The following is a 23,245-nucleotide window of genomic DNA, read 5'->3' on the forward strand; positions in this document are numbered from 1 at the left end:
TCTTTGCCGATATTTGTAGCTGGAAGAGCCATGGCAGAAGAGCAAAAAGAGATCGTATGGCAGTATGGGCGAAGGCAAGGAGACAGTCTCCCTGGAGTGATCCTAAAGGAAGATGGCCGTTATTACGTTAAGTCTGCATTTTATGCCAACCTTAATGAACAGGTCACAAGGCTTTCTATGCTCATGGATGTCTCACGCTCCATCATGGCTGAGATTGATCTGGATTCCCTCCTACAACTCATCATGCAAAAAGTAACTTTGGTGATGAATGCAGATCGCTCTTCCTTGTTTCTGGTTGACCATGAAAAGAAACAACTATGGACCCGAGTGGCTCAAGGTGCCTCGGAAATCCGTCTCCCTCTTGGGGAGGGCATCGCTGGAGACGTTGCATTGACAGGCAAGACAGCCAATATCCCTGATGCTTATGAAGACATACGTTTCAATAAAGAGTTTGATATCAAAACTGGTTATCGAACCAAATCCATTCTTTGTATGGGAATACGAAACCAAAGCGGAAAAATCATTGGAACGATCCAAGTTCTGAACAAAAAAGATGAAACAGCTTTTTCCGAGTCCGACGAAGCATTGTTAGCTGCATTTTGCGGATTGGCAGGTATTTCCTTGGAAAATGCTAGGGCCTATGAAGAATTACAGCTTGAAAGAGATTCTTTGGAAATTCGCGTACAAGAAAGAACGAAAGAGCTGGCTTCCGAAAAAAAGAAATCAGATGAGCTATTGTTGAATATTTTACCATTCGAGATCGCGGAGGAATTAAAAACAAAAGGCGAAGCTGAGCCTAGAAATTTTGAAAAGGTAACGGTTATGTTTACTGATTTCAAAGGCTTCACTCAAGTAGCAGAAACTATGACCGCCGAAAGTTTAGTTTCCGATTTAGATAACTGCTTTTATTATTTTGATGAAGTCATGGATAGACGCAAAGTTGAGAAGATAAAAACAATAGGCGATTCCTACATGTGCGCTGGGGGACTTCCGAATGCGAACAATACAAATCCCATCGAAGTAGTCTTAGCCGCGATGGAAATCAAAAACTTTATGGAAAAGCTCAAAGAAATCAAAACCAATATGGGGCAGGCTTACTGGGAACTTAGAATCGGAATTCATACAGGACCTGTTATTGCAGGCGTTGTAGGAAAACGAAAGTTTGCCTTTGATATTTGGGGAGATACAGTGAACACGGCAAGCCGTATGGAGTCCTCAGGATATCCAGGTGAAATCAATATCTCGGAGGCAACCTATCAGGAGATTAAAGATTTCTTTGTTTGCGAAGCTCGGGGTAAGATTGCTGCCAAAAATAAAGGTGATATAGAGATGTACTTCGTGAAAAGAATCATACCAGAGCTGTCGAACGATGAGGGTGGCCAAGTCCCCAACCAAACCTTTTTCCAAAAACTGGAGAGATTGGGATCTTAAACCTCAAACAGCCGCAACTCGTCTTTCCAAATCCGCCTTTAATTCTGATATCTTTTTGTCCAAAACAGAGGTTAAATCACCAATGTCTTGGAATCGTATCGTCTCTTCCAACATAGACTTTCGGTCAAGAACAGTGATTTCTCCCTTTTCTAGAAACCCCTTACCCATCGTGATTCGTATGGGATAGCCAATTAACTCAGAGTCTTTAAATTTAAAGCCAGGTCCTAAATCACGATCGTCCCAGATGATATCATATCCTTTCTTTTTGAGTTCTGTATATACTGCTTCTATTTTTGCTTGGTCTTCTGGGGCTTTTGCTATACTCACCAAACAAATCTCAAACGGAGCAATTGAGATCGGCCAAAAAATACCCTTCTCATCATTGGACTGTTCAATCACAGTAGCCATACAACGATTCACACCTATACCATAACAGCCCATAGTTGTAAGATTAGCCTTTCCTTTATCATTGAGGACATTGATATCGAAAGCCTTGCTGTATTTTTGTCCCAATTTAAATATGTGTCCCACTTCTATCCCTTTTTCAGCTTTTAAGGGTGCTTGGCAATTTGGGCACTGGTCCCCTGCTCTAGCTTGTGTAAGATCTATGGAAGTGGTTGTGTTTGGGTCTAGATGGTTTTTGAGTTGTAAATTTTTGATGTGAACATCTACGGCATTTCCACCTGCCACGTAAGCAGATTCCCAATCCAATAAAGTATCAACTAATACCAAAAGATCACTCTGGGGCTTAATGCTTGGTCCAATAAATCCTGGAACTAAACCAAACTTTTGTAATTCGGAGTTTCCCATAGGTCGCAATTCATTTGCAACTAGATAGTTCTTCAATTTGTTTTCATTCAGCTCACGGTCTCCAGGCAAAAAGACCAAAACATACTTTCCATCATAGGAAAGTGCCACAGCCTTAATGGTTTGAGAGGCTTCTATGCCTAAAAAATTGGCCACTTCATCGATTGTCTTCTGATTGGGAGTCGCAACTGGCTCTTCCTTTCCTGAAGGGATATGTTTTGGGTAAAGAAAGGAGGTCGGCGTTTTTTCAATATTGCCTGAATAATTGCAAGAGGGACAAATCGTAAGTGTTTCTTCACCGATTGGTGAGACGACCATAAATTCTTCAGAAGCAGAACCACCCATATTTCCAGAATCTGCTTGTACCGGGATTGTCTCCAGACCCATACGGGAAAAAATTCTGCGGTATGTCTTTCGCATTGTTTGGTACGTTTTGTCCAATGAATCTTCATCAAGATGAAAAGAATATGCGTCTTTCATCGTAAATTCTCTGGAACGAATCACACCAAATCTAGGCCGGATCTCATCCCTAAATTTTGTATGGATTTGGTATACATTGATTGGCAGGTCTTTGTAAGATTTTAACATCGGTTTGACGAGGGTACAAAATGATTCTTCATGTGTTGGTCCGAGGCAATTTTCTACATCATGCCTATCTTTAATGCGAAACATTTCTTTGCCCATTTTGTCCCAACGACCAGATTCTTTCCAAATCTCAGCGGGTGTTAAAATAGGAAGTTGGAATTCCAGTGCACCCGATAAATCCATTTCTTCCCTGACTATATTCTCTATCTTTTTGAGAATGCGTAAACCCAAAGGCAAATAACTATATAAACCTGATGAGGATTTTCGCACCAAACCGGCACGCAGCATTAGTTTATGTGAAGCAACAACTGCATCCTGCGGATCATCCTTGGTTGTTGGAATTAGATACTTACTGGCTTTCATTCAAGGTCCTATTAAAAAAATCGCATAACATCATTAAAAGATACATATAAAAACAATCCGACTAAAAAGAAGAATCCCATTCTAAAAACGGCTTCAACTGCTTTGCGAGGCAAAGGTCGACCAGCTATCGCTTCATAAGCATAGAGTACGATATGTCCGCCATCAGCCATAGGGATTGGCAAGAGATTCATGACCATTAGCGCAAGAGATATCCTTGCGACAAAGTCAAAATAGGTGCTCCAACCATATTCAAGACTACTCCCAGCAATCTGCACTATACCCACGGGGCCAGAGAGAGAATCTTTCGGGCTAAGGACTCCTGAGAAGATCATGGAGATGCCTTTCAGAGTGGTTCCGATATTCTCACCTACTTTCTTCACAGAGGAGAGGAAAGCTTCGCTCAGTGATTTTTCTTTGCTTTCTGTTTCGGCAACAAACTTCATTGAGGGTCTAAATCCTAAAAGACCAATGGGTTTCAATTTGAGTTCGGAAGAATATTTCATGTTTCCAATCCATATTTCTTTCCTTTGGCCCCCTTCAGTTTGCAAATAAGATGTGAAACTTTCGGCATTCGAAAATACCTTTCCGTCCACTCTCAGTTGTTCAAGCCTTGAAGTAATTTCGGGATCATAACTATCCAAGCGAAAATAAGGGACATTGAGTTCAGGAAATTCAGGGTGTTTTATGTTTATGAATTCAAATACGTTGGCACCTAATACTGGTATATCGACAGTGACAAGTTCGGTTGACCACGGAGTGAAGAGAGGGTACTTTTTTCTTTCTACAAAAACTGGGATGGTCTTGTTTTGGTACTTTCCAAGCTCTGTCTGCAACTCTGAAACCGTTTGAACATCGACTTGGTTAACTTTTAAGATAACATCTCCATCTTTTAGGTATTTAAGAGCTCGTTTTCTAAGGCTTACTTCTCTTTCTTTTTTTTCTCTGAGCTTCAGGATTTCTTCCGGAATCTCTTCTTTGCGCTCTTCTAGCTGTTTTTGGAAATATGCAGAGGATTGGTCCTCTTTATCTAAGATCTGGGAAAGAAAATGATTGATTTGCTCAGAATAGGTAAACGTAGCCTCTACCCTTCTTTCTCCAAAAGGTTCGACACCAATTGTTGGTCGACCTCCAGCGCTGTACATATGTGGGTGAATGGTTACTTGCTTTTTCTCTGACCCACGTTCGTATTCAATTTGAATGGGTTCACCTTTGGACAAGCTGATGCGTGTGAATAATTCTTCAAAATTTTCTGTTGATTGTCCATTAACAGAAACAATTCGATCTCCCGTCCTTACACCAGCTTGGTAGGCCGGAGAGTTGATTTGATTTGATTGGTCGATGAAGATTCGGTTGCTTGGTGGATTGTCTCCAGCCATTTCCAGAGCAAGAAAGATTAAAAAACCCATCACCAAATTGGCGAATGGACCACCTAATACAGGTATCATGCGCTTCAAAGGAGGAGTCGAGAGCAATTCGCCCGGCCTGCCCTTTGTTTTTTTCCCATATTCATCTCCCTTGAAGAGTACATAACCTCCTAAAGGAATGGCTGTTATTTGGTAGATTGTTTTTCCAATTCTTTTTTTCCAAATTCCCTTTCCATAACCCAAAGAAAAAATTCTCGCCTCTACACCCACCAATTTGCCACACAATAAATGTCCAAGTTCATGCACAAATATGGATACGGCTAACATTAATACTGCGCCTAATACTAGTATGATCATCGCATGACTCCTTTTTTAAAATTCTCAAGGACAAAGTTTCTAACTTCTCTGTCTTTTTCCAAATAACCTGCTAAGTCATTAGGAAAGCTGTTCTCTACTTTAGACAAACTTTCATCAATGACTTGTGGTATCTCTGTAAAATGAATGCGTTCTTCCAAAAACAATGCGACAGCTACCTCATTCGCTGCATTAAAGATAGCCGGTGCTGTTCCGCCCGCTCTGCCTGCTTGGTAGGCCAATGCTAAGGCTGGGTATCGTTTGGCCTCTGGCTCTCGAAAGTGCAGTTCTTTCCAAGAGAAAGGCTTTCTTTCAAGCAGGAGTTTTGGAGTTTTTGAGGGATAGAAGAGCGAATGTGCTATGGGAAAGATCATATCAGGATGGCTTGCATACAGAAAACAAGCTCCGTCTTTGGTTTCGATGAGACCATGAGCGATACTCTCAGGGTGGATGACCACTTCTATTTGGTCATAAGAAAAGCCAAAGAGAAAATGGGCTTCTATGACTTCCAAACCCTTATTCACAAGACCAGCGGAATCAACTGTAATCTTTGGGCCCATAGACCAAGTTGGGTGTTTGAGTGCCTGCTGCACAGTAACATGTTTGAACTCGTCTAAAGGTAAATCGCGAAAACTTCCACCAGAAGCAGTTAAGGTAATCGCTCTTATATTGTTTCTTTCTTCTTTTTCTAGCAGCTGAAAGAGTGCATTGTGTTCGGAATCCACTGGCACCATAGAAACACCATGTTCCTCTACTAATGCATTGATTAAGGGTCCAAAGGTTACTAAGGTTTCTTTATTGGCAATGGCGATCTTTTTTTTTGCCTTTATGGCGGTGATGGTTGGTCTTGCGCCAATAGAACCTACAATTGCAGTCACAACTGTTCGTACTTCGGACAAGGAAACAATCTCATCGAGACCTTCTTCACCATAGACAATTTTTGTAGAGAGAAAGGCATCACCTAAGATTTGCCTTGCGCCTTCATCAGTTATGCAGACAAGGAGCGGAGAAAACTCTTGGATTAAATCTTTCGCCAACTTTATGTTGGAATGTACACTAAAGGCCTTGAGGGAAAAAAAATTGGGAAAAGAGCGAAGTACCTTTACCGTGGATTGGCCAACCGATCCTGAGATCCCAAGAACACAAATTCCTTCCATTCTATTTAGACTGTACGATTAAACAGGAAATCCTAACATTCCTTTGAAGAGAAAATAGTAATACATGGCTGGCACCGTAAAGAGGAGTGCATCGGCAAGATCCAAAAGGCCACCATGGCCTGGAATGATAGCGGAAGAATCCTTCATCTTGGCATCACGCTTCATTGCTGATTCCGCCAAATCTCCCATTACAGAAAGTATAGAAAAAGTGAAGCCCAAAAGGATGGATTCCAACAATCCAACAGGGACTTTCATTCCAGAAAAATGTTCCCACAATGCATTCAATATGAGTACAGATAGTACGGAAGAAACATTACCCATGATGTATCCTTCCCAGGTTTTTTTCGGCGATATTTTGAGTCCCGCTGGGTGTTTTCCGAACCATCGGCCCCCAAAGTAAGCGCCTGAATCGCTAATAAATGTAATGGTAGAAACTAAAAAGATATAATAAGCACCAAAAGGAAAGGCGAGCAGTAACAAAAAGTGACCAAGGGGAAGTGCCAGATAGACAACTCCTGCTACAGTTGAGCTCACCGAAAATAAGGCACCATCTAATGGCCGTTTAAAAATTTGCAAAACCCAAAGGCTAATGGAGAGGACAATGATCAGAAAAGGAACTGGATGGAATCCTTCTCTTAAAACAGTGGAAAGTTTAAGTGCCCATGATGGTGGAGTGATCTGGAATTGAATGCCGAGGAATTGGAAGTAGTAAACTGTAAAAATGGCGATTGCAAACAATGTTCCCGTCAGTGCAAAGGGTTTTGACTCCTCGCGCTTACAAAAGGAATAAAACTCCCGCAAACCCAAGATGATAGCCACCAATCCAAAGAAATAAAATTCTAGAAAATAAAATCCAGAATGAAAGATCATAAAGACGTAAAAAGTAACAAGGGCTATTGCCGAAAGGATTCTTAACGTTGTTTCACTCATGAAAGACCACCAAATTTTCGTTTACGCGATTCAAAAAAATGAAGCGCTTCTTCCAAATCTCTTTCTCCATAATCTGGCCAAAGGGTATTTGTAAAAAAGAACTCAGCATAGGCAATTTGCCATAACAAAAAATTGGAAACTCTTTGTTCACCTGCCGTTCTGATCAATAAGTCTACAGGGGGAAGGGGGTGTGTATACAAATATTTTTGGAATTCTTTTGGACTGACAGCTTTGTCGAGTGGGATTTTTTTCTCCTTTCGATCAGACATCAGTTTGGAAAAACTTTGTAATATTTCTTCCTGACCACCATAGTTGAGACAAAAATTCGCAACTAATCGCTTATTTTTTTTTGTCAGCTCCATTGCTCTGTCAATCTTTTGTAACACTTTGTTCGAGAGTTTGGATCGATTGCCAGAATGGTGAATGCGGATGCCTTTTTCATGGATATCATCCAAACGAGTATCAATAAATTCAATGAGTAGATTGAATATGGCTTGGATTTCCGAGAGTGGCCGTTTCCAATTTTCCGTGGAAAAGGCATATAAGGATACGTTTTTGATTTCAAAGTGAAGGGCTACATCTAACAGACGATCGATAGCCTTTGCGCCTTCCCTATGGCCTTCTGATCGTTTTTTGCCTTTTGCTTCCGCCCACCTACCATTGCCATCCATGATCACGGCGATATGGGCAGGAATCGTTTTGAATTTCATTCTAAGGGAAATTTAGATCAAACAGTTGTGATCTCTTTTTCCTTTTCTTTTTCTAAATCACTAATCTTTGCAATATAGGAATCAGTGATCTTTTGGATTTTGTCTTGGTGGCCCTTCATCTCATCCTGAGAAAGTTCTGCCTGGTGTTTTTTTAAATCGTCGTTCGCATCTCTTCTAATATTCCGAATGGCAACCTTCTTATCTTCCGCTTTTGACTTAACAACTTTTGCCAGCTCTTTCCGTCTTTCACCCGTTAGTTCTGGAATGTTGATACGGATACTGGAACCATCGTTATTTGGTGTAAGACCAAGACCAGCAGCAAAAATAGCTTTTTCTATGTCTTTTAACATTCCCTTTTCAAAAGGAGTGATTAAGATCATTCTTGGTTCTGGAACGGCGATTTTTCCTAATTGGTTCAAAGGAGTCAAAGTTCCATAATAATCAACGCGCACATCTTCAACCATCATTGGATTTGCCTTTCCTGTACGAATTGTGGAAAAGTCTTTTTTGAGGGCATCGACGGTTTTATCCATTTTGCCCTGCATAGTTTTGATAATTTCATCTACCATCTTCGATCACATCCTCAGAGTTAGAAATCAAAGTACCTATTGTTTCACCGCCGACCAAGGATTTTAAGTTGCCCGCTTTAAAAATATCGAACACGATGATCGGCATATTGTTGTCCATACAAAGGCTAAGAGCCGTTGAATCCATAACCTTTAGTCTACGTTTGATGGATTCCATAAAGGAAACTTGTTTGTAACGAACGGCATTCGGATCTTTTTTGGGATCTGCTGTGTACACTCCGTCCACTTTGGTTGCTTTCAAAATCACCTCGCAGCCAACTTCGACAGCACGTAAAGAAGCTGTAGTATCCGTAGTAAAGTAAGGATTGCCAGTGCCACCAGCAAAGATGATCACTCTCTTTTTCTCGAGGTGGCGGACAGCCCTTCTTCGGATATATGGTTCTGCTACTGCCTTCATTTCGATTGCGGATAGGACTCGAGTGTACATCCCTTGTTTTTCGCAAGCATCTTGTAAGGCGAGGGCATTCATGATGGTGCCTAGCATTCCCATATAGTCTGCAGTTGAGCGATCCATACCAGATTTTGCGAGAGTTTCGCCGCGGATCATATTCCCTCCGCCTACAACAACGGCTACTTGCACACCCATGTCATAAACGGATTTGATTTGCCCGGCTAAAGAAAAAGTTTTGTTTGGGTCAATGCCCAATTCACCCTCTCCAGCGAGGGCTTCGCCAGAGAGTTTGATCAGAATCCGAGAGTATTTGGGATTACTGCCCACCTACTTGGAACCTCGCGAATCTGCGGATGGTGATGTTTTCTCCAAATTTCGCAATCGCTTCTTGGAGAAGGTCATTCACCGTTTTGCTATTGTCGCGGATCGATTTTTGGTTTAACAAACAGATGTCTTCGTAATATTTTTTGAGCTTTCCAGGAAGGATCTTTTCGATCTGTTCTGGTTTTTTTCCTTCTTGTTCTAGGAGTGCTTTTTGGACTTTGGATTCGTTTTCAATTTCCGATGCCGGGATCTCCGTTTCACTCACGTAAAGCGGACTCATTGCAGTGATCTGCAAAGCGATCTCTTTTCCAAGAGCTTCAAAGTCAGAGTTATTGGCAACGAAATCTGTTTCACAATTAAGCTCTAAGATAACACCTGTTTTGCCATTTCCATGGACGTATGATATTACCTTTCCTTCCCCTGTTTCACGGCCGGCACGCTTTGCAGCTTTGGCAAGGCCTTTCTCACGCAGGTAAGTAACAGACTTTTCTATGTCACCATTGTTTTCTTCGAGAGCTTTTTTGCAATCCATCATCCCCGCGCCAGTTCTTTCGCGGAGGTCTTTGATTAAATCTGAACTAATCGCCATTATTCGGCACCTTCCCCTTTGTCTTTTGCTTCGGAAACAACAGCTTTTACAGCTTCCGGATCAACTGGAATGTCTTTAGATACTGGAGGCAATTCTTCGTCCATGATGAACTTTCCGGACTCATCGTACTCACCTTGGTATTCCAATGCAAGCTGTTCTGCGTCCATATCTTCACTGAAATTGGTTTGGATGACTTCCCCACCTGTTCCTTCAAGGACAGCATTTGCCATGGTATCAAGGAAAAGGGAAATGGCACGGATGGCATCGTCGTTGCCAGGAATTGGGTAATCAATCGGCTCTGGGTCACAGTTTGTATCGATCACTGCGAAGACTTTAAGGCCAAGTTTCTTTGCTTCTTTGACAGCAATCTCTTCTTTTTTAGGATCGATGACAAAGAGAATTTCAGGAACAACAGCCATATCCTTTATGCCACCCAGAGTTTGTCTGAGTTTTTCCAATTCTCTTTTAAGAGAGAGTGCTTCTTTTTTTGTGCGGGCTTCTTGTTCGAAGGAATTATTTTCCTCCATTTGCTCAAGTCGCTTCAAACGAGCGATGGATTTTTTAACTGTATTCCAGTTGGTGAGAAGACCACCTAACCAACGGTTAGACACATAGTACATATTGCAAGCTTGTGCTGCTCTTTCGATGGCGCCACGGGCTTGTTTTTTGGTTCCAACAAATAAAACCTTTTTGCCTTGCCCTGTTAATTTGCGAAGAGCATCATAAGCTTCTTTTGTTTTTTGGACCGTTTTTTGAAGGTCAATGATGTGGATCCCGTTTCTTGCCGTATAAACATACGGAGACATCTTTGGATTCCAACGACGTGTTTGGTGGCCGAAGTGAACTCCTGCTTCGAGGAGGCTCTTCATAGATATAACAGACATAGTTACCCCTTATTCGTGCGAGGTTTCCAGAGACTACAATTTAAGTTTGCAGGGGTTAGCTGGCCCTCGACATTCGATCTGCGAAACCTAGGAATGTTCACCCTTGGGTGCCATTTTCATAGGCTTCCTCGTCAGGATTTGGAATTTGGGCAGATTGTCAAGGATTCGGAAAGTAGAAACCCAAGCACCGAGCTGAAAATGGGGCAAACCAATCTATGGGCTATCCGAAATTTGCTTTTCTCTTTTCCTGGAAGGAGAGAATGCCCTCCCGGCCTTCCGGTGATCTCATCATTTGGATCGCCTTCTCTGTGACACGTTTGTATTCCGATTCTTCATAATGGCGAGTGGAATGGGCGCTACGGATCGTTTCGAGAATGGCAGAAGGAGCGTTTTCTTCAATTTTTTTTGCTAATTCTTCTGCTCGAGTCAGTAGCATTTGGGGCTCCACAAGCTCCTGCAAAAGACCCAAGCGGTAGGCCTCCTCTCCATTGAAAACATCTCCCGTCAAAAGATACCTCATCGCATTGCCCCAGCCAAATTCCTGAACCATTCGGAATGTGGCGCCACCCATGGCACAAAACCCTCTTTGTACTTCAGCCTGGGTAAACCGAGAACTTCGCGTACCAATCCGTATATCAGCCGCTAATGCAAGCTCCAATCCGATGGTAAAACAAAATCCACTGATTGCAACGATTAGAGGTTTGCTACGCCTTCTACCGATCAATCCATGTGGGTCCACTGAGTTTTCTGGATACTGCACCTTCCCCTCAGAAATCAAATGTTGGGTCACTTCTTCGATTTCCAAACCAACAGTGAAATGTTTGCTAGTTGAATGGAGGATAGCAACGCGAGCTTCGCTATGCTCTTCAAATAAAGTGAATGCTTCAGTCAATTCGTGTAACATCTGGATATGAAACGCATTGTTGGTATCAGGCCGATCCAATCCTATTTTCATGATTTTATCTTTGTATTCTAACTGAATGAATTCCATACAAATCCCCCTGGTGAACCGATCGGTCTACTTTTACAAAAGGGAATCCAGTTGTCGATTTTTTTTCTCTCTTTTTTTTATCTTAAATCCAAACAAATCTGCTTTACAAATTTGTTCAATAGGCACATAGATAAAAGGTATGTTTATCTTAGCCATTGTGTAGACCGCCAAAGCGGTGAGCTTGTTTTGGATGCCCCACCTAAATTTATATAGGAGAAGGCAATCTAATCATAGGCGGTCTATTCCTCACACATCCACTGTTTTGGTCTGATTTTTGTTTTGCCGCAAAAACTGGAAATGTCACGAAAAGATGATGGCACGAATTTTCACAAATTCTCCAAACAAAGACGAACTTTCGACGATGAAGAAGAGATTCATCCAAGAACATCTGTAAAGAGATCCCATAGGTATCGATCGGATACTCGAGAGTTTCGTTGTGTTGAATGTAAAAAAATGGTCTCTCCACCAGGCTTTGGAACCGAGCAGAGAAACCATTGCCCAAACTGTCTGACAAGTTTGCATTTGGATAATACACCTGGCGACCGAAGAGCGGTTTGTGGTAGTAAAATGGAAGCGATTTCAATCTGGGTGCGGAAAGGTGAGTGGGTGATATTGCACAGATGCAAAGGCTGTTCTGTGATCCATGCCAATCGCATTGCCCCAGACGATAATGAATCTTTGCTTCTGTCATTAGCAGCTCAGGCCATGGCGAAACCAAGCTTTCGTTTGTATGAAGAAGACAATGATCCGGTGGGAGAGCCACCGGATTGAAGTAAGAACTTACTTGTTGAGCAACTCTTTTAAGTAATCCTCATATTCCAAAATCTGAGGTTTATAAACACCTACCTTGAGAGAATCCGCTACTTCCATGGTTTGTAGATTGAAATCGCCTTGGTCTTCTCTCCCCCACCAAGCACCAAGATGCTCGTACCTATTTGTAAATGATTTGCTATCGATTAAGTTTAATTTTTTATCATACAATAAAAATTGTGATTCCGTTGCCATACTAGACCAACATGGAACTGTACCTATAGTCGCTATGCAGAGATGAGCAGTCAAAAGAATGCGTCCTACATTTCCCAAATGATCATCAAATGCAGGACCATGGATTGCAATGAGATAGTAATCAACATCTCTTCTTTTCAGAGAATAAGTCATGTTTTCTCCTACTTTTTTGATCTCGATCATTTTTGAGATTTCTGCGAATCCAGAAATCTTTACTTTCCCCAAATAATTCGTAGCCACTTCTTTTGCTAACTCTGAAGATACACTTGTATCAAAACCAGTGCTTGGGATAGTATCAATCGGCTTGCCGATTGATAGAAGGGAGGATGTAGGATTTTTATAGTCTAACACTGCTGTAGTTGTCGTCACTCTCCCCGAAGTATAGGAGGAATAGCTGTATGGATAAAACCCAACTAAGGCAATTTTCGCTTTGGGACTGAAATCATTGAGTTTTGGCTTATACTCGCGAACAAAAACTAAGTTTTTGCAAGCTAAGAAAGATGCGAGAACTGTAATACAAACAAAAATAAGGCGTAGCATTTAAATCTCCTTCATGATAGATTCGCGATTCTCACATTTAGGTAAATGAAAGCAATCAAAAAATGGCTATTTCATTTAAAATTTCCATTTCAATGCGTACAAATTGGACAATCAGGCAGGATCTGGCTCTCTACAGAGAGTAAAAAGAAAGGAATTGAAGGAATTCTCGCGAGAAGTAGTCTAAAGAAATATTTGGATAGTCGAATGAAAATTTGAAGCATTACTTTGAATGGAAACGATAAGCTGACAAAAAATAAATTTACTATCCGATGTAAGACCTGTCATGGAACAAAGACGAAATCAATATAGAATCATCAATGTCGCAAGGCTCGTCGTCATCACTATTTCGACATTCTTTTCACTACATTATGAATTTCTCTTCTTTCAAACTGCCTCTCTTCTTTTTTTTGCCTTTGCTTTATTTTGGTTTCTCTCCGATGAATTCGGATGGATTCCAGAAGAGCGATACCCCTATAGCGTCTTCATTCCTACCTTTTTAGATTTAACAATTATTTCCGTATTCATGTACTTCACAGGTACTTATTATTCTATGGCCATTGCTGGGTATTTACTCGCAACTGCAGTTTGTTCCCTCAATTTAAAAGTACCGCAAGGTGCTTTCGCTGTGGTCATGTCTATCCTATATTACGGAGGATTTTCCATTCTAGTCTATTTGAATGTATTCGATTTTGTGAACGTCTTAGGGGAAGAGATAGAACTCAAAAGAGAAGGACTTTTGATCAACATATCATTGTTTTCTGTATTCAACATCGCCTTACATTTAATCGTCAAAAATCTTTCGATAGAAAATAGAAAGTTACTCTTACTGAAGGAAGCGGAAAAAGAAAAGGCCGATGCAGCGAACCAAGTGAAATCACTTTTTTTGGCCAATATGAGCCATGAAATCAGAACACCCATGACTGGTATCTTGGGTATGACAGGACTTTTAAAAGATTCCGATCTAAATTCAGAGCAAAGAGAATATGTGGACTCTATTCTTAGCAGTGGGAGCTCTCTCTTAAGGATTATCAACGATATCCTTGATTTTTCCAAGATAGAATCTGGTAAAATCGAAATCGAATACATGCCATTTCAGATCCGAAGCCTGCAAGCAGACCTTACTTCTTTGTTTTTATCTGATACTCAAAAACAGAACTTACATTTAGAATTTGTCTTTGATGAAACTCTTCCTGAGGAGGTGCTGATCGATTCGATCCGTTTGCGACAAGTTCTCATCAATTTGATTGGAAATGCTATTAAATTTAGTAAAATGAATGCCTCCATCACTGTGAATGTGACTGTTTTAGAACAATCTCCTTTGAAGATTTTTTTCTCTGTAAAAGACAATGGAATTGGGATCTCAAAGGACAAAATTGGAAAGTTATTTTCTCCCTTCGAACAATTAGATCGTTCCAAAACACGGCAGTTTGGTGGAACAGGCCTGGGACTTGCCATATCAAAACGTTTGGTAGATTTGATGAAAGGAACATTTTATGTCAGTAGCATTGAAAATGAAGAAACCGTTTTCTCTTTCTTTGTCATCGCGGAAAGGATAGATAAAGACTCCAAAGTCCTTTCCTCAACAAATGATAAAAACGAATACGAGATCCGCCCAGATTTGAAAGTTTTGGTTGTAGATGACAATGCCATCAACCAAAAGCTCATCAAAAAATTAATGGAAAAAACCAATCTAACGGTGGACCAAGCGTTCGATGGAAAGGAAGCTCTAGGAAAGGTGAAAGAGTTTTATTATGATTTGGTCTTTATGGATATCCAGATGCCTGTGATGGATGGGATTACTGCGACTATGGAAATCCATAAATTAAATCTCGAGAGGATGCCAAAGATTGTTGCTTTAACGGCAAATGCATTCCAGGAAGATATAGACTTGTGTAGACAAGTTGGGATGTTTGATTTTCTTCCCAAGCCGATTGATTCTGAAAAGTTGTATACGATACTGCAGACTGTTTCCAAATCAAGTGATCAGAAGCGGCTTTCTTAAATTAAATCGTCATCTGTGAAAAGATCAGGACTTTAAAATATGAAAAGTAAATCCAACGTATGAATCCAGAGAGCTCAAAGCAAAACTTTTTACCCATTTTAAAACAGATCAATGATGGAGAACAAAACCGATATGGGGAGATAGAATATGTACACTCTGAAGATAAGAGGCTTTCGCTCTTAAAATCTTTGCTCCCTGCAATCGAGACACAAAAATTCGAAAAAAAGGAAAAACAAACTCTAACTTCGATCATCTATTGGTACTTAAATGGAACTGTTGGAGAATTTGATACAGTTTGTACGATTTTTCTACCTCTCTACCATATCGATATGGTGAGAAAAGGTTTTGCTGATCACTTAGCAGACAATATGGCTCTCCACCACCAGATTTCCAACATACAGAATATCTTTAGGACCATACAAAAAAATGCAATCCCTGCCAAGGAATGGATTGAGGATGCCATCATCTGTTTGGGAAAGGAAAAAGCAAAAGGCGATACAGAAGCAGAAAGTCTTCTATCCTCTTTACGAAATTTTTTGGGTTATCCAAGTAACGAAACCAAATGACTAGAGCAACACTGCGTTTCATTTCATTTCATTTCGTTCCTCAGCGGATAGTGATGGCTATTTACGCTGGTGCGAGCATTAACATCCCACAGCCAAATGCTTTGCCAGAGCCGATCCCTTGCGTATATGCTTTTTTAAAGGCTTCGGTGTTAGTTACTCGAAGGATGCCGGTGAAGTGGACTTGCAATAAATCTAATTCATGCAAAATCTTCATGTTTTTTTTCTTTGAGACCTTTTCTTTTTCACCTTTATCAAATTGTAAGTTTAGAATCTCAAATCCAGATAGCTCCCCTTTACGTTTTAACCAATCAACTTGTTCATAGTCTTTATAGATTCCCACTCGTTTAGAAGGTAATTTTTCTCTCTGCTCTTTGGAAATAGTTTGTATTAGTTTTTCTAGCTTTAATTTTCCTTCTCTATATTTCTCCCGATATTCTCTTGATTCCTTTTCTGGAAAGTCTTTCAATTCCTCTTTAAAAAGAAGCCTATAATTCTTTATCTTCTTAGTTGGATTTGCTTTTAGCGAAAATCGAAAAGAACGATCCTCTTCTATAAAATTATCCAAATTCAAATTTAGAATCTGTGGTTTTCCTTTTAAAAACTCTTCCCCATTAAATGCATTATCCCAAAGCGGAGATACATTAGATAATACTAATATTCTTGGTTTGGGTTCTCCAGCTTGTTTAAAATTTTCTTCAACTCGGTACAAGAAATCTGGATTCATACTTTCACTTTTTTGTTTTTCAAATCCCATACATAGTCTTTGATGAATCTTATAGGGATTTGTTATCCAATTTGCCGCTTTGCTGCTTCGTGAATTTATTTCAAGATTGGATAGGTACATTTTGTTTTACCTCACTTTTATAAAATTCTTTTCTTTCGCTAAACTGCCATCTCTTACGACTTAAAACTTCATCTCTTCTTGTTCTAATATCAGCATTCTCGTCTCCTTCATCTTCCCAAATGTACTCAATAAAATTAGATTTCAACTTTTCATTTTCAAAGAAATAGTTTATATTTTCTTTCTTAAATCTTTCTTTGAGATTTTGTTCATATTTACTAAAAGCTAAAAATAAATCATTTGCATTGACTAAACTTGCAAATACAGGAGATGAAAGTACACAAGATTTTCTTCCTAGAAACAAAGAGAAGATCGGTTCATTCAACTTCTTTTGAATTTCTACTAAATCTATTTCTTGCTTTTTTTTCCTAATACAAACATCATACATTGCATCCATTCGATAATCGCGAGAAGACAGAATTGTGTTTAACTCCAATTTCTCTCTAAGCTCATCTTTACGAGTCGAATAAATTATTTTTCCTTTACTTGGAGGTACTTGTACTGTATGATAATCTCTGAGTAATATTCCTGGGCTATAAACTTTCACACCAAAGGATAAAGATTGAGTGAGTAAAATATGCTTTTCTTCCTCTTCTCGCTTGTATCCTAAAGCCGATGCAAGTAATCCCATAATTGCTGATTTGGAAGGATAGGAAAAGCTATGACGGTTTTCTCCCACAGCTATTTCTCCCCAGGAAGCAATTGGACCATATAACCGGAAAACTAAATAGTCTTTCATATTTAATCTTCCTTTATAAAACTAGAAATACTTTCCAAACTACCTTCCCCTTTCAGGACGTTAAACGATTTCTCTCCTTCAGAACATTTTCCATAGACTTTTTCAAAATTCATTCTCATCTTCTCAATTTCATCAATGGATTTGGCTAACATATCTTTATCCTCAATTGGCTTTAAAAAAGAAACATGCAAAGAACGAGGTTGTTGGTTTCCTTTTTCAGCTAGACAGAACATGGCTCTCGCACGTGAGGCAAAACTGTTTTGTTTACCGGTTGGAGAAACGGTAGTACAGGCTTCCAATAAAGAAGTAATTGTTTGATTGGTTAAGTTTCTATCGCCGTTAAGATTTTCTAATAAAAGATTTCTATCTATGCAAATATATAAATAGAAAAGTCCAGCTCCAAATTCTGTGTCACCTAAATGTCCTGCACCAGCATCTACATCGTTTTTATTCAAATCATCAATAGCAGTAAAGAAATCATCTTCAACTGCAACTTTGTGGACGGTGATTGCATGGGCAACTTGGACAGCAGCTTCTTTATTGAAACTGGGTGAAGAGGCTAACATTCTTCCAAACATTGCAATGTCAGCAGAAGAGTTTTCTTTTTTTAAAAGTTTTAATTCTTCCTCTTTAGGTGCTCTTTTTTCACTTGCAAGTTTTGCAATTAGAGCTTCAATCATAGTTTTTTCTTCCGTACTAAAATGTGCAAGTTGCTCAATCTCTAAATCATTATTTGGACTTTCTTTCTTTTCACCTTTAAGTTTACCGAATACTCCCACAATGCTCTTTGCCCAATCTTTTGCATCTTTATCCTTAACTCCCTTTTCTTTTAAGCTTTCAAAAATTTGAATACCCATTTCTTTCGTTCTAATACCGATATGAGTAGAGAGTTTTTCTTTAAAGGAATCAGATGTTCTCCAAGCTCTTTTTAAACTTTGGGAAGAAATCCGTAAGCGATTAACACCGCCCATGATAGCCGTTTTAGGTCTTCCCAAATCATCTCTGTTTAAATTAGATGGGGGGTAAGAGGTAAGTAAATGTAGTTGAATGAATCTATTCATTGTTTGCTCCTAGTGCAATTGTGTTTTCTAAATCGTCATTATTGTTTTCGCTTGGATTTGTAGTTCCATAGTAATCATAAGCCCATTGCTTTTTGACCTTATCTCCTAATCCCCAGAAGTAGAGTGAGTAGAATATATCGAAAATATTTACTTTACGATCTACATGGTGGATTACTCGAATTATTTTCTGATAAAATAATTCATCTTCTGATATACTAGAATATTGCAATATTCTTCTGAATCGAATATCGCTCACTAATGCTTGGTCACTCCCTGATTTTTTTTGTGATAATTGTCTTGCGAAGTTTATGGGAATGTTTTCTTTCACATGCGAAAGAATTCCCGCTATAGCACAAATCCGATCAGAGGAAAGTTTAAACTGTATATCGTCACTTATTCTTAATTTCGAAATTAAGATTTGACTAACGGGAAGGAAAACAGTTTCAGTGGGAGTATTGCACCTTCTTAAATTGGCTCTATTTCCGTTATTTCTTTGTAAGTCATTCCACCATTGCAATATAATTTCTCCGCTCGGAGAATCTTTATCGAACACTCTCATTTCTTTATTGCTCCTATATTGTTATTTGCCTTTTTCTTTGCTGCTGGTTTATCTTTGATTGGTAATCCAAAATCATTTCTAATCTTATCTCCTAGATTCCAGGAGATTAAACTTTTTCTTGCTTCCACAATCCGTTTTAAATTTTCAAACTCGACAGAGCCAGATTCTACATATAATTCAAAAACCTTTAACGATTCTTCATTTAAATACTTTAACCATTCTTCTTTTGCTTCATTATTAAATGGAAATTCTTTTCCTAAATTATCCCGAATCGTTTTTGCTAAATTGTAAAATTTAGTTTCTGTTGCTTTGAAAAAACTAATTTTCAAATAATCAAAATCGCCTTTTGGTTTTTGATCTTGATTAAACCAAGCATCTTTCACTTTAGTTTGTAAATTGTTAGCTACTTGTGTTGCTGCTTGTAAAATTTTAGAAATTTCTGATTCATATTTATCAATAAATTTTGGATCAATGGAATAAATAGGAATTAAACTTTCATACCAATTTCTAGCTTTCATATTATCCATATCAAAGCCAAATGCCCAGACTCTTGTTTGCTCTTCTGGGAATTTTCTATTCTCAAAATAATAACTTAGAACTTTTGCATTTTTATCTTTATCTTTTTTGCCATAAACAAAAGACATCCATTGGTTATATATGATTCCACCTGGCTGAGGATGAAAAGGAAGCCATGTTTCTCCAAGTTCCTTATCCTTTGTAAAATAATATGGACTTAAAGGATGAATCCAAGAACCTCCTCCATAATCCAATCCATAACCTTTGACTAGATAAGATTTAACTGAAATATCTGATTCTATATTGCAGACATCGCAATGAATATTTTCTTTTGATTGTTGCAATTGAATTCTTCTTGGGTAAGACCAATAAACAGATAAAGGATTCAAATCATTTATTGTTGTTTTAGAACCTTTTGAATTTTGTTTATAGTATTTATTTGTAATCCAAGGAAAAACATTTTCATAATTTTTTTCTTTTTTTGGTTCCTGTGAAAAACAATCTTTAGGAAGCACATTGATCCAAATATCTGACCATAATGTATGTAGTTCTTGATCTTCTTTTTTTGTTGAATTAAATTTTAAAATGGTAGTAATAGGTCCTCCTCCCCGAATAGAAGTTAAATGACCTTGCCCACCAGACGGAGAATTTGTTTGAAGAGTGAAAAGTGCAGATGCCGCACAGTGATTGCAAATTTTTTCAACAGAACCTCTTTTTGTAAAAAAATCTTTGTTCTCTTTGATTGTATTTTCACCAGGCGATTCAATTAGAAGTGCCGAAATATTTGCAGTATTCGCATCAGAGTCCAAACTAATATCCTGCATAAAACGAACCTTTTCTCCAAATAAGTCGAATGCAAAAGCAATTTTATCCGTTTCTTTTTTTAGTTCTTCTGGATTTGGAGGAGAGTTAAATTTATCCTCCCATTCGTTTTCATCCTTAGGTGCATAGACTGTTTGAAATAATCCGATTAAGAATTGATACAAAGCTCCTTGAAAATCAGGACGAGGAGTTACAATTTCAATGATAGGATTATCAGAATTAACCCCATCTGTAATTTGAGAGGGAGCAATTTTTTCAATCTCTCCTTTTTTTCTCTGAACAGTAATCCATTTATCTTGCATTAGATTCATGCTTCCTCTCCTTGTTTCATTTTTCTAAATCCTATATGTTCATTGTATGAAACAAAGACTTCGTTGTTTTGTTTGTCTAGGACTGTACCAATCCAATTTCCTAGTTCATTTTTTGTGAGAGGAATTAATATCGAATACTTACCCTTATCTGGTAAATTTTCTTTACAGGCATCTATTGCCTTATTCAAATCGTTATCCTCGCTTATTTTTTCATACTTAAGAATATACGACATGACTTTCACTTCACTATTAGCCCAAGGATAGCTTCCTTTATTATACCAAGGGGTTAATTTCCCTTCTTCCCATTTTGCTAAACTCACTTTGATCGTTTCTTCTCCTAATCGAGTGGGCGCATTAATATCATTCCAAATCGTTTCATTATCAATAGCAGTGTAACCTGATTCCAAGTTAATGGTATTGTTTTTGGCTTGAGAAGCTTTTTGTTTATCAATATTATTATTTTCATTAGTTATCTCGATTAAGCTTTGCGGAATCGCTTCTTTATCTCCATAAACAAAGTCAATTAAAGTGCGTGCTTCCTCTGGCATTTTGATTTCACCTTTTTGTTTCAGCACTTTCGCGGTTAAATAAAGTTTACCGTGATCAGGATAAACTTTTGCCCCTCCACGAAATACAGAACTATACCAATTCTTCTCTGGCTCATCATTAACTAATGGAGAATAAACATATAGAACGGGCTTTTCTCTTTGGTCTTTAGCAAAAACTCGGTTACCTAGTTGATCTCTCGTATGGCGGTGCAATCTTCCAGCTCTTTGAATAATTAGATCAATCGGAGCTAGGTCTGTTACCATTATATCAAAATCTAAGTCGAGAGATTGTTCCACAACTTGAGTGGCTATTACTATTTTTCCACTTCGCTTTATTGCATTACTTTCTTTTCCAAATAATTCTAAGACCTGTTGTTCTTTATCTAATCTATCTCCCATTGCAAATCTAGCGTGAAATAGAACTATATTTTCTTTTTTATAATTGCCATCAGAAGTAAGCATTTCATAGGAATTCATTGCGTCTGTTACAGTATTTCTTATCCAACAAACACATTTGTTTTCGTGGATGGATTTCTGAATTAATTTATAGATTTCCCCTTCTTCGTGAATCAATTCAACTTTCACTGTTCGTTTCACTTCTTCACGAGTCGCTACTGGAATTAGGATTGGCGATTGATTCAGAACAACTTGAGTGATCAGTGGATAAGGATGTTTAACATCTATAGAATTTTCTTCTATAATTTGATTTGAATAGGCAGAGATAAATTTCTTTTTTAAAGAATTTGGCATTGTAGCAGTTAGTAGAATTACACTAGCTCCTATTTTTGCCTGTGTCTTTAAAAGTGATTCAATCAATTCATTCATATAACTATCATAAGCATGAACCTCATCTAGAATCAGGACTTTATTCATCATCCCAAAAAGTCGCAAGGATTGAAACTTAGAAAGAAGTATAGAAATTAAAACTTGGTCTATTGTTCCAACAGCAACATCAGCTAACGTCGACTTTTTACTGCTATCCGCTAACCAAGCAATACAACTAGCAGAAGCTGATTCTTCATCTTGAGCATAAGAAATATCCTCAGGAATTTTTTCTGATATAATCGTATCTTTAAATATATCAGACAATCCTCTTGCACCATGAGCCAATACTAATGAAGCTTGCGAATTTAGTTCATACAATTTTTGATAAAAAGAAGCAACACGGTTATACATTCCATTAGCCGTTGCCATAGTTGGGAGACCGATAAACAGTCCATCGCTACCAGTTGTTTCCATTAACCGCTTAGCTAGAATAAATGAGGCTTCTGTTTTTCCTGCTCCTGTAACATCTTCTAGAATGATCAACTGTGGTTCATTTTGTATTTTCAAAGAATCGCAGGCGGCCTGAAGCGGTGTAGGTGAAAAAGATAAATTATCAGCAATATTCGAAAATAATTCTGATGGAGTTGCGTATTTGGATATTTTGCATGGTAAAACTCCTGCTATTGCAATTGCTTTTCTAGCTCGTGGAATGGCGAAATCATTCCAATATTTTTCTAAAGAAATTTTATCTGATTTGAATTCAAAAATTTCCTTGTTTGAACCAATCCAATCACATAATACGGATAAGCCGGCTAACCAAAAGGAAGTTCTTGTAAGTCTACCCTTTACATCTTCAAAATCAATCGTCGTAAATTTTTCTACCATTGAGCCTGATAAAAATAAATGATATGTATCACTTAAGAAGTGAAAAGACTCTTTTATATTGTTTTCAAGAAACTGTGAATATATATCAACTGTATTGCCAGTGTAGCCAGTATTGGATGGAGGTTTGCCATGATGACCAGTTGTAATCGAAACGAATAATTCTAGAATATCCTTTACCTTTCTATTTTCTATAAAGTTCAGATTAAAAAAATTTGATTCAAGTAAAATACCATTTAAATTACCGCGCTTATTAATGAGAAATTTATTTTTCCAGAGTATAAAACCTAAACTGTCATGTCGAATTATGTAATTTTTTGCCGTTGATCCAGGATTGAGTTTTGAATAAATACTTTTAACTTGACCTTGAAAAGCATCGGAAAATTTTCCAAGATCATGAATGGCAAGAAAGAACAGGAAAAGATTTTTAAATAAAGCTGATTCAATGCCCGTCAAAGTAGAAAATCTAGATAATAGCTTCGGATTTTCCTCAAGTAATACTTCCCCCACCGCAGAAACATCCAAACAATGATAAGGCAAGAGATGGTAATTGCCGGCTATATCTGCCTTCCCCCAATATTTAAAATATCCGTTTGACTCGTCCAATTTACTCATAACTAA

21 protein-coding genes are annotated in these 23,245 nt (G+C 38.4%); 4 read left to right on the plus strand and 17 right to left on the minus strand.

The features are described from left to right. Positions 1 to 30 precede the first annotated feature (30 nt). Positions 31 to 1,431, plus strand: coding sequence for an adenylate/guanylate cyclase domain-containing protein (locus tag DI060_RS11430; RefSeq protein ID WP_108976698.1), 1,401 nt, complete (start codon positions 31 to 33; stop codon positions 1,429 to 1,431). 3 nt (positions 1,432 to 1,434) lie between these two features. On the opposite strand, the gene DI060_RS11435 is transcribed toward DI060_RS11430, so the two are convergent. From DI060_RS11435 to DI060_RS11480, 10 genes are all read right to left on the minus strand, one after another. Continuing rightward, the gene (locus tag DI060_RS11435; protein WP_108976700.1) at positions 1,435 to 3,186 is read right to left on the minus strand and encodes a proline--tRNA ligase; all 1,752 of its coding nucleotides are present in this window, start codon (positions 3,184 to 3,186) and stop codon (positions 1,435 to 1,437) included. 11 nt (positions 3,187 to 3,197) lie between these two features. Further along, complete coding sequence (locus tag DI060_RS11440; RefSeq protein WP_108976702.1) at positions 3,198 to 4,907, minus strand: site-2 protease family protein; 1,710 nt, start codon at positions 4,905 to 4,907, stop codon at positions 3,198 to 3,200. Next, entirely contained in the window at positions 4,904 to 6,061 is a 1,158-nt protein-coding gene (gene dxr / locus DI060_RS11445) for a 1-deoxy-D-xylulose-5-phosphate reductoisomerase (protein WP_108976704.1), read from the minus strand. Before dxr ends, DI060_RS11440 begins: the two co-directional genes overlap by 4 nt. Positions 6,062 to 6,079: 18 nt before the next feature. After that, positions 6,080 to 6,991, minus strand: coding sequence for a phosphatidate cytidylyltransferase (locus DI060_RS11450; RefSeq protein WP_108976706.1), 912 nt, complete (start codon positions 6,989 to 6,991; stop codon positions 6,080 to 6,082). Continuing rightward, complete coding sequence (locus DI060_RS11455; protein WP_108976708.1) at positions 6,988 to 7,701, minus strand: isoprenyl transferase; 714 nt, start codon at positions 7,699 to 7,701, stop codon at positions 6,988 to 6,990. Before DI060_RS11455 ends, DI060_RS11450 begins: the two co-directional genes overlap by 4 nt. Before the next feature lie 17 nt (positions 7,702 to 7,718). Continuing rightward, positions 7,719 to 8,270 carry a ribosome recycling factor gene (gene frr / locus DI060_RS11460; protein WP_108976710.1) on the minus strand — a complete coding sequence of 184 codons (552 nt, stop codon included), beginning with the start codon at positions 8,268 to 8,270 and terminating at the stop codon, positions 7,719 to 7,721. Next, on the minus strand, positions 8,260 to 9,006 hold the full coding sequence (gene pyrH, locus DI060_RS11465) for a UMP kinase (protein WP_108976712.1): 747 nt from the start codon (positions 9,004 to 9,006) through the stop codon (positions 8,260 to 8,262). Before pyrH ends, frr begins: the two co-directional genes overlap by 11 nt. Beyond that, positions 8,996 to 9,592 (minus strand): translation elongation factor Ts, encoded by a 597-nt coding sequence (tsf, locus tag DI060_RS11470; protein ID WP_108976714.1) that lies wholly within the window; start codon positions 9,590 to 9,592, stop codon positions 8,996 to 8,998. The genes pyrH and tsf overlap by 11 nt, the downstream gene beginning before the upstream one ends. Continuing rightward, on the minus strand, positions 9,592 to 10,476 hold the full coding sequence (gene rpsB, locus DI060_RS11475) for a 30S ribosomal protein S2 (protein ID WP_108976716.1): 885 nt from the start codon (positions 10,474 to 10,476) through the stop codon (positions 9,592 to 9,594). The genes tsf and rpsB overlap by 1 nt, the downstream gene beginning before the upstream one ends. A 220-nt stretch (positions 10,477 to 10,696) precedes the next feature. Continuing rightward, positions 10,697 to 11,467, minus strand: a complete 771-nt coding sequence (locus tag DI060_RS11480) for a crotonase/enoyl-CoA hydratase family protein (protein ID WP_108976718.1) — start codon at positions 11,465 to 11,467, stop codon at positions 10,697 to 10,699. Between the two features lie 297 nt (positions 11,468 to 11,764). Between DI060_RS11480 and DI060_RS11485 the strand changes: the two genes are divergently transcribed. After that, positions 11,765 to 12,238, plus strand: coding sequence for an RNHCP domain-containing protein (locus tag DI060_RS11485; RefSeq protein ID WP_108976720.1), 474 nt, complete (start codon positions 11,765 to 11,767; stop codon positions 12,236 to 12,238). A 9-nt stretch (positions 12,239 to 12,247) separates the two neighbouring features. Here the strand turns inward: DI060_RS11485 and DI060_RS11490 are convergent, their stop codons facing one another. After that, positions 12,248 to 13,012 carry an Lp29 family lipoprotein gene (locus DI060_RS11490; protein WP_108976722.1) on the minus strand — a complete coding sequence of 255 codons (765 nt, stop codon included), beginning with the start codon at positions 13,010 to 13,012 and terminating at the stop codon, positions 12,248 to 12,250. 283 nt (positions 13,013 to 13,295) lie between these two features. Here DI060_RS11490 and DI060_RS11495 point away from each other — a divergent pair, with 283 nt between their 5' ends. After that, positions 13,296 to 15,014 (plus strand): ATP-binding protein, encoded by a 1,719-nt coding sequence (locus DI060_RS11495; RefSeq protein WP_108976724.1) that lies wholly within the window; start codon positions 13,296 to 13,298, stop codon positions 15,012 to 15,014. Between the two features lie 59 nt (positions 15,015 to 15,073). Next, positions 15,074 to 15,580, plus strand: a complete 507-nt coding sequence (locus DI060_RS11500; RefSeq protein ID WP_108976726.1) for a hypothetical protein — start codon at positions 15,074 to 15,076, stop codon at positions 15,578 to 15,580. 61 nt (positions 15,581 to 15,641) lie between these two features. On the opposite strand, the gene cas6e is transcribed toward DI060_RS11500, so the two are convergent. The 6 genes from cas6e to DI060_RS11530 are packed head-to-tail and all read right to left on the minus strand — an operon-like array spanning position 15,642 to position 23,239. Next, positions 15,642 to 16,424, minus strand: coding sequence for a type I-E CRISPR-associated protein Cas6/Cse3/CasE (cas6e, locus tag DI060_RS11505; RefSeq protein WP_108976728.1), 783 nt, complete (start codon positions 16,422 to 16,424; stop codon positions 15,642 to 15,644). Beyond that, the gene (gene cas5e / locus DI060_RS11510) at positions 16,405 to 17,160 is read right to left on the minus strand and encodes a type I-E CRISPR-associated protein Cas5/CasD (RefSeq protein WP_108976730.1); all 756 of its coding nucleotides are present in this window, start codon (positions 17,158 to 17,160) and stop codon (positions 16,405 to 16,407) included. The genes cas6e and cas5e overlap by 20 nt, the downstream gene beginning before the upstream one ends. A gap of 2 nt (positions 17,161 to 17,162) precedes the next feature. Further along, positions 17,163 to 18,221, minus strand: a complete 1,059-nt coding sequence (cas7e, locus tag DI060_RS11515; protein ID WP_108976732.1) for a type I-E CRISPR-associated protein Cas7/Cse4/CasC — start codon at positions 18,219 to 18,221, stop codon at positions 17,163 to 17,165. Continuing rightward, positions 18,214 to 18,780: a type I-E CRISPR-associated protein Cse2/CasB gene (gene casB, locus DI060_RS11520; protein ID WP_108976734.1), complete on the minus strand. Its 567-nt coding sequence runs from the start codon at positions 18,778 to 18,780 to the stop codon at positions 18,214 to 18,216. Before casB ends, cas7e begins: the two co-directional genes overlap by 8 nt. Then, complete coding sequence (gene casA, locus DI060_RS11525) at positions 18,777 to 20,429, minus strand: type I-E CRISPR-associated protein Cse1/CasA (RefSeq protein ID WP_108976737.1); 1,653 nt, start codon at positions 20,427 to 20,429, stop codon at positions 18,777 to 18,779. Before casA ends, casB begins: the two co-directional genes overlap by 4 nt. After that, on the minus strand, positions 20,426 to 23,239 hold the full coding sequence (locus tag DI060_RS11530; RefSeq protein ID WP_108976739.1) for a CRISPR-associated helicase/endonuclease Cas3: 2,814 nt from the start codon (positions 23,237 to 23,239) through the stop codon (positions 20,426 to 20,428). Before DI060_RS11530 ends, casA begins: the two co-directional genes overlap by 4 nt. Between the last annotated feature and the right edge of the window lie 6 nt (positions 23,240 to 23,245).

The sequence above is a fragment of the Leptospira ryugenii genome, assembly GCF_003114855.1.
GTDB lineage: Bacteria > Spirochaetota > Leptospiria > Leptospirales > Leptospiraceae > Leptospira_A > Leptospira_A ryugenii.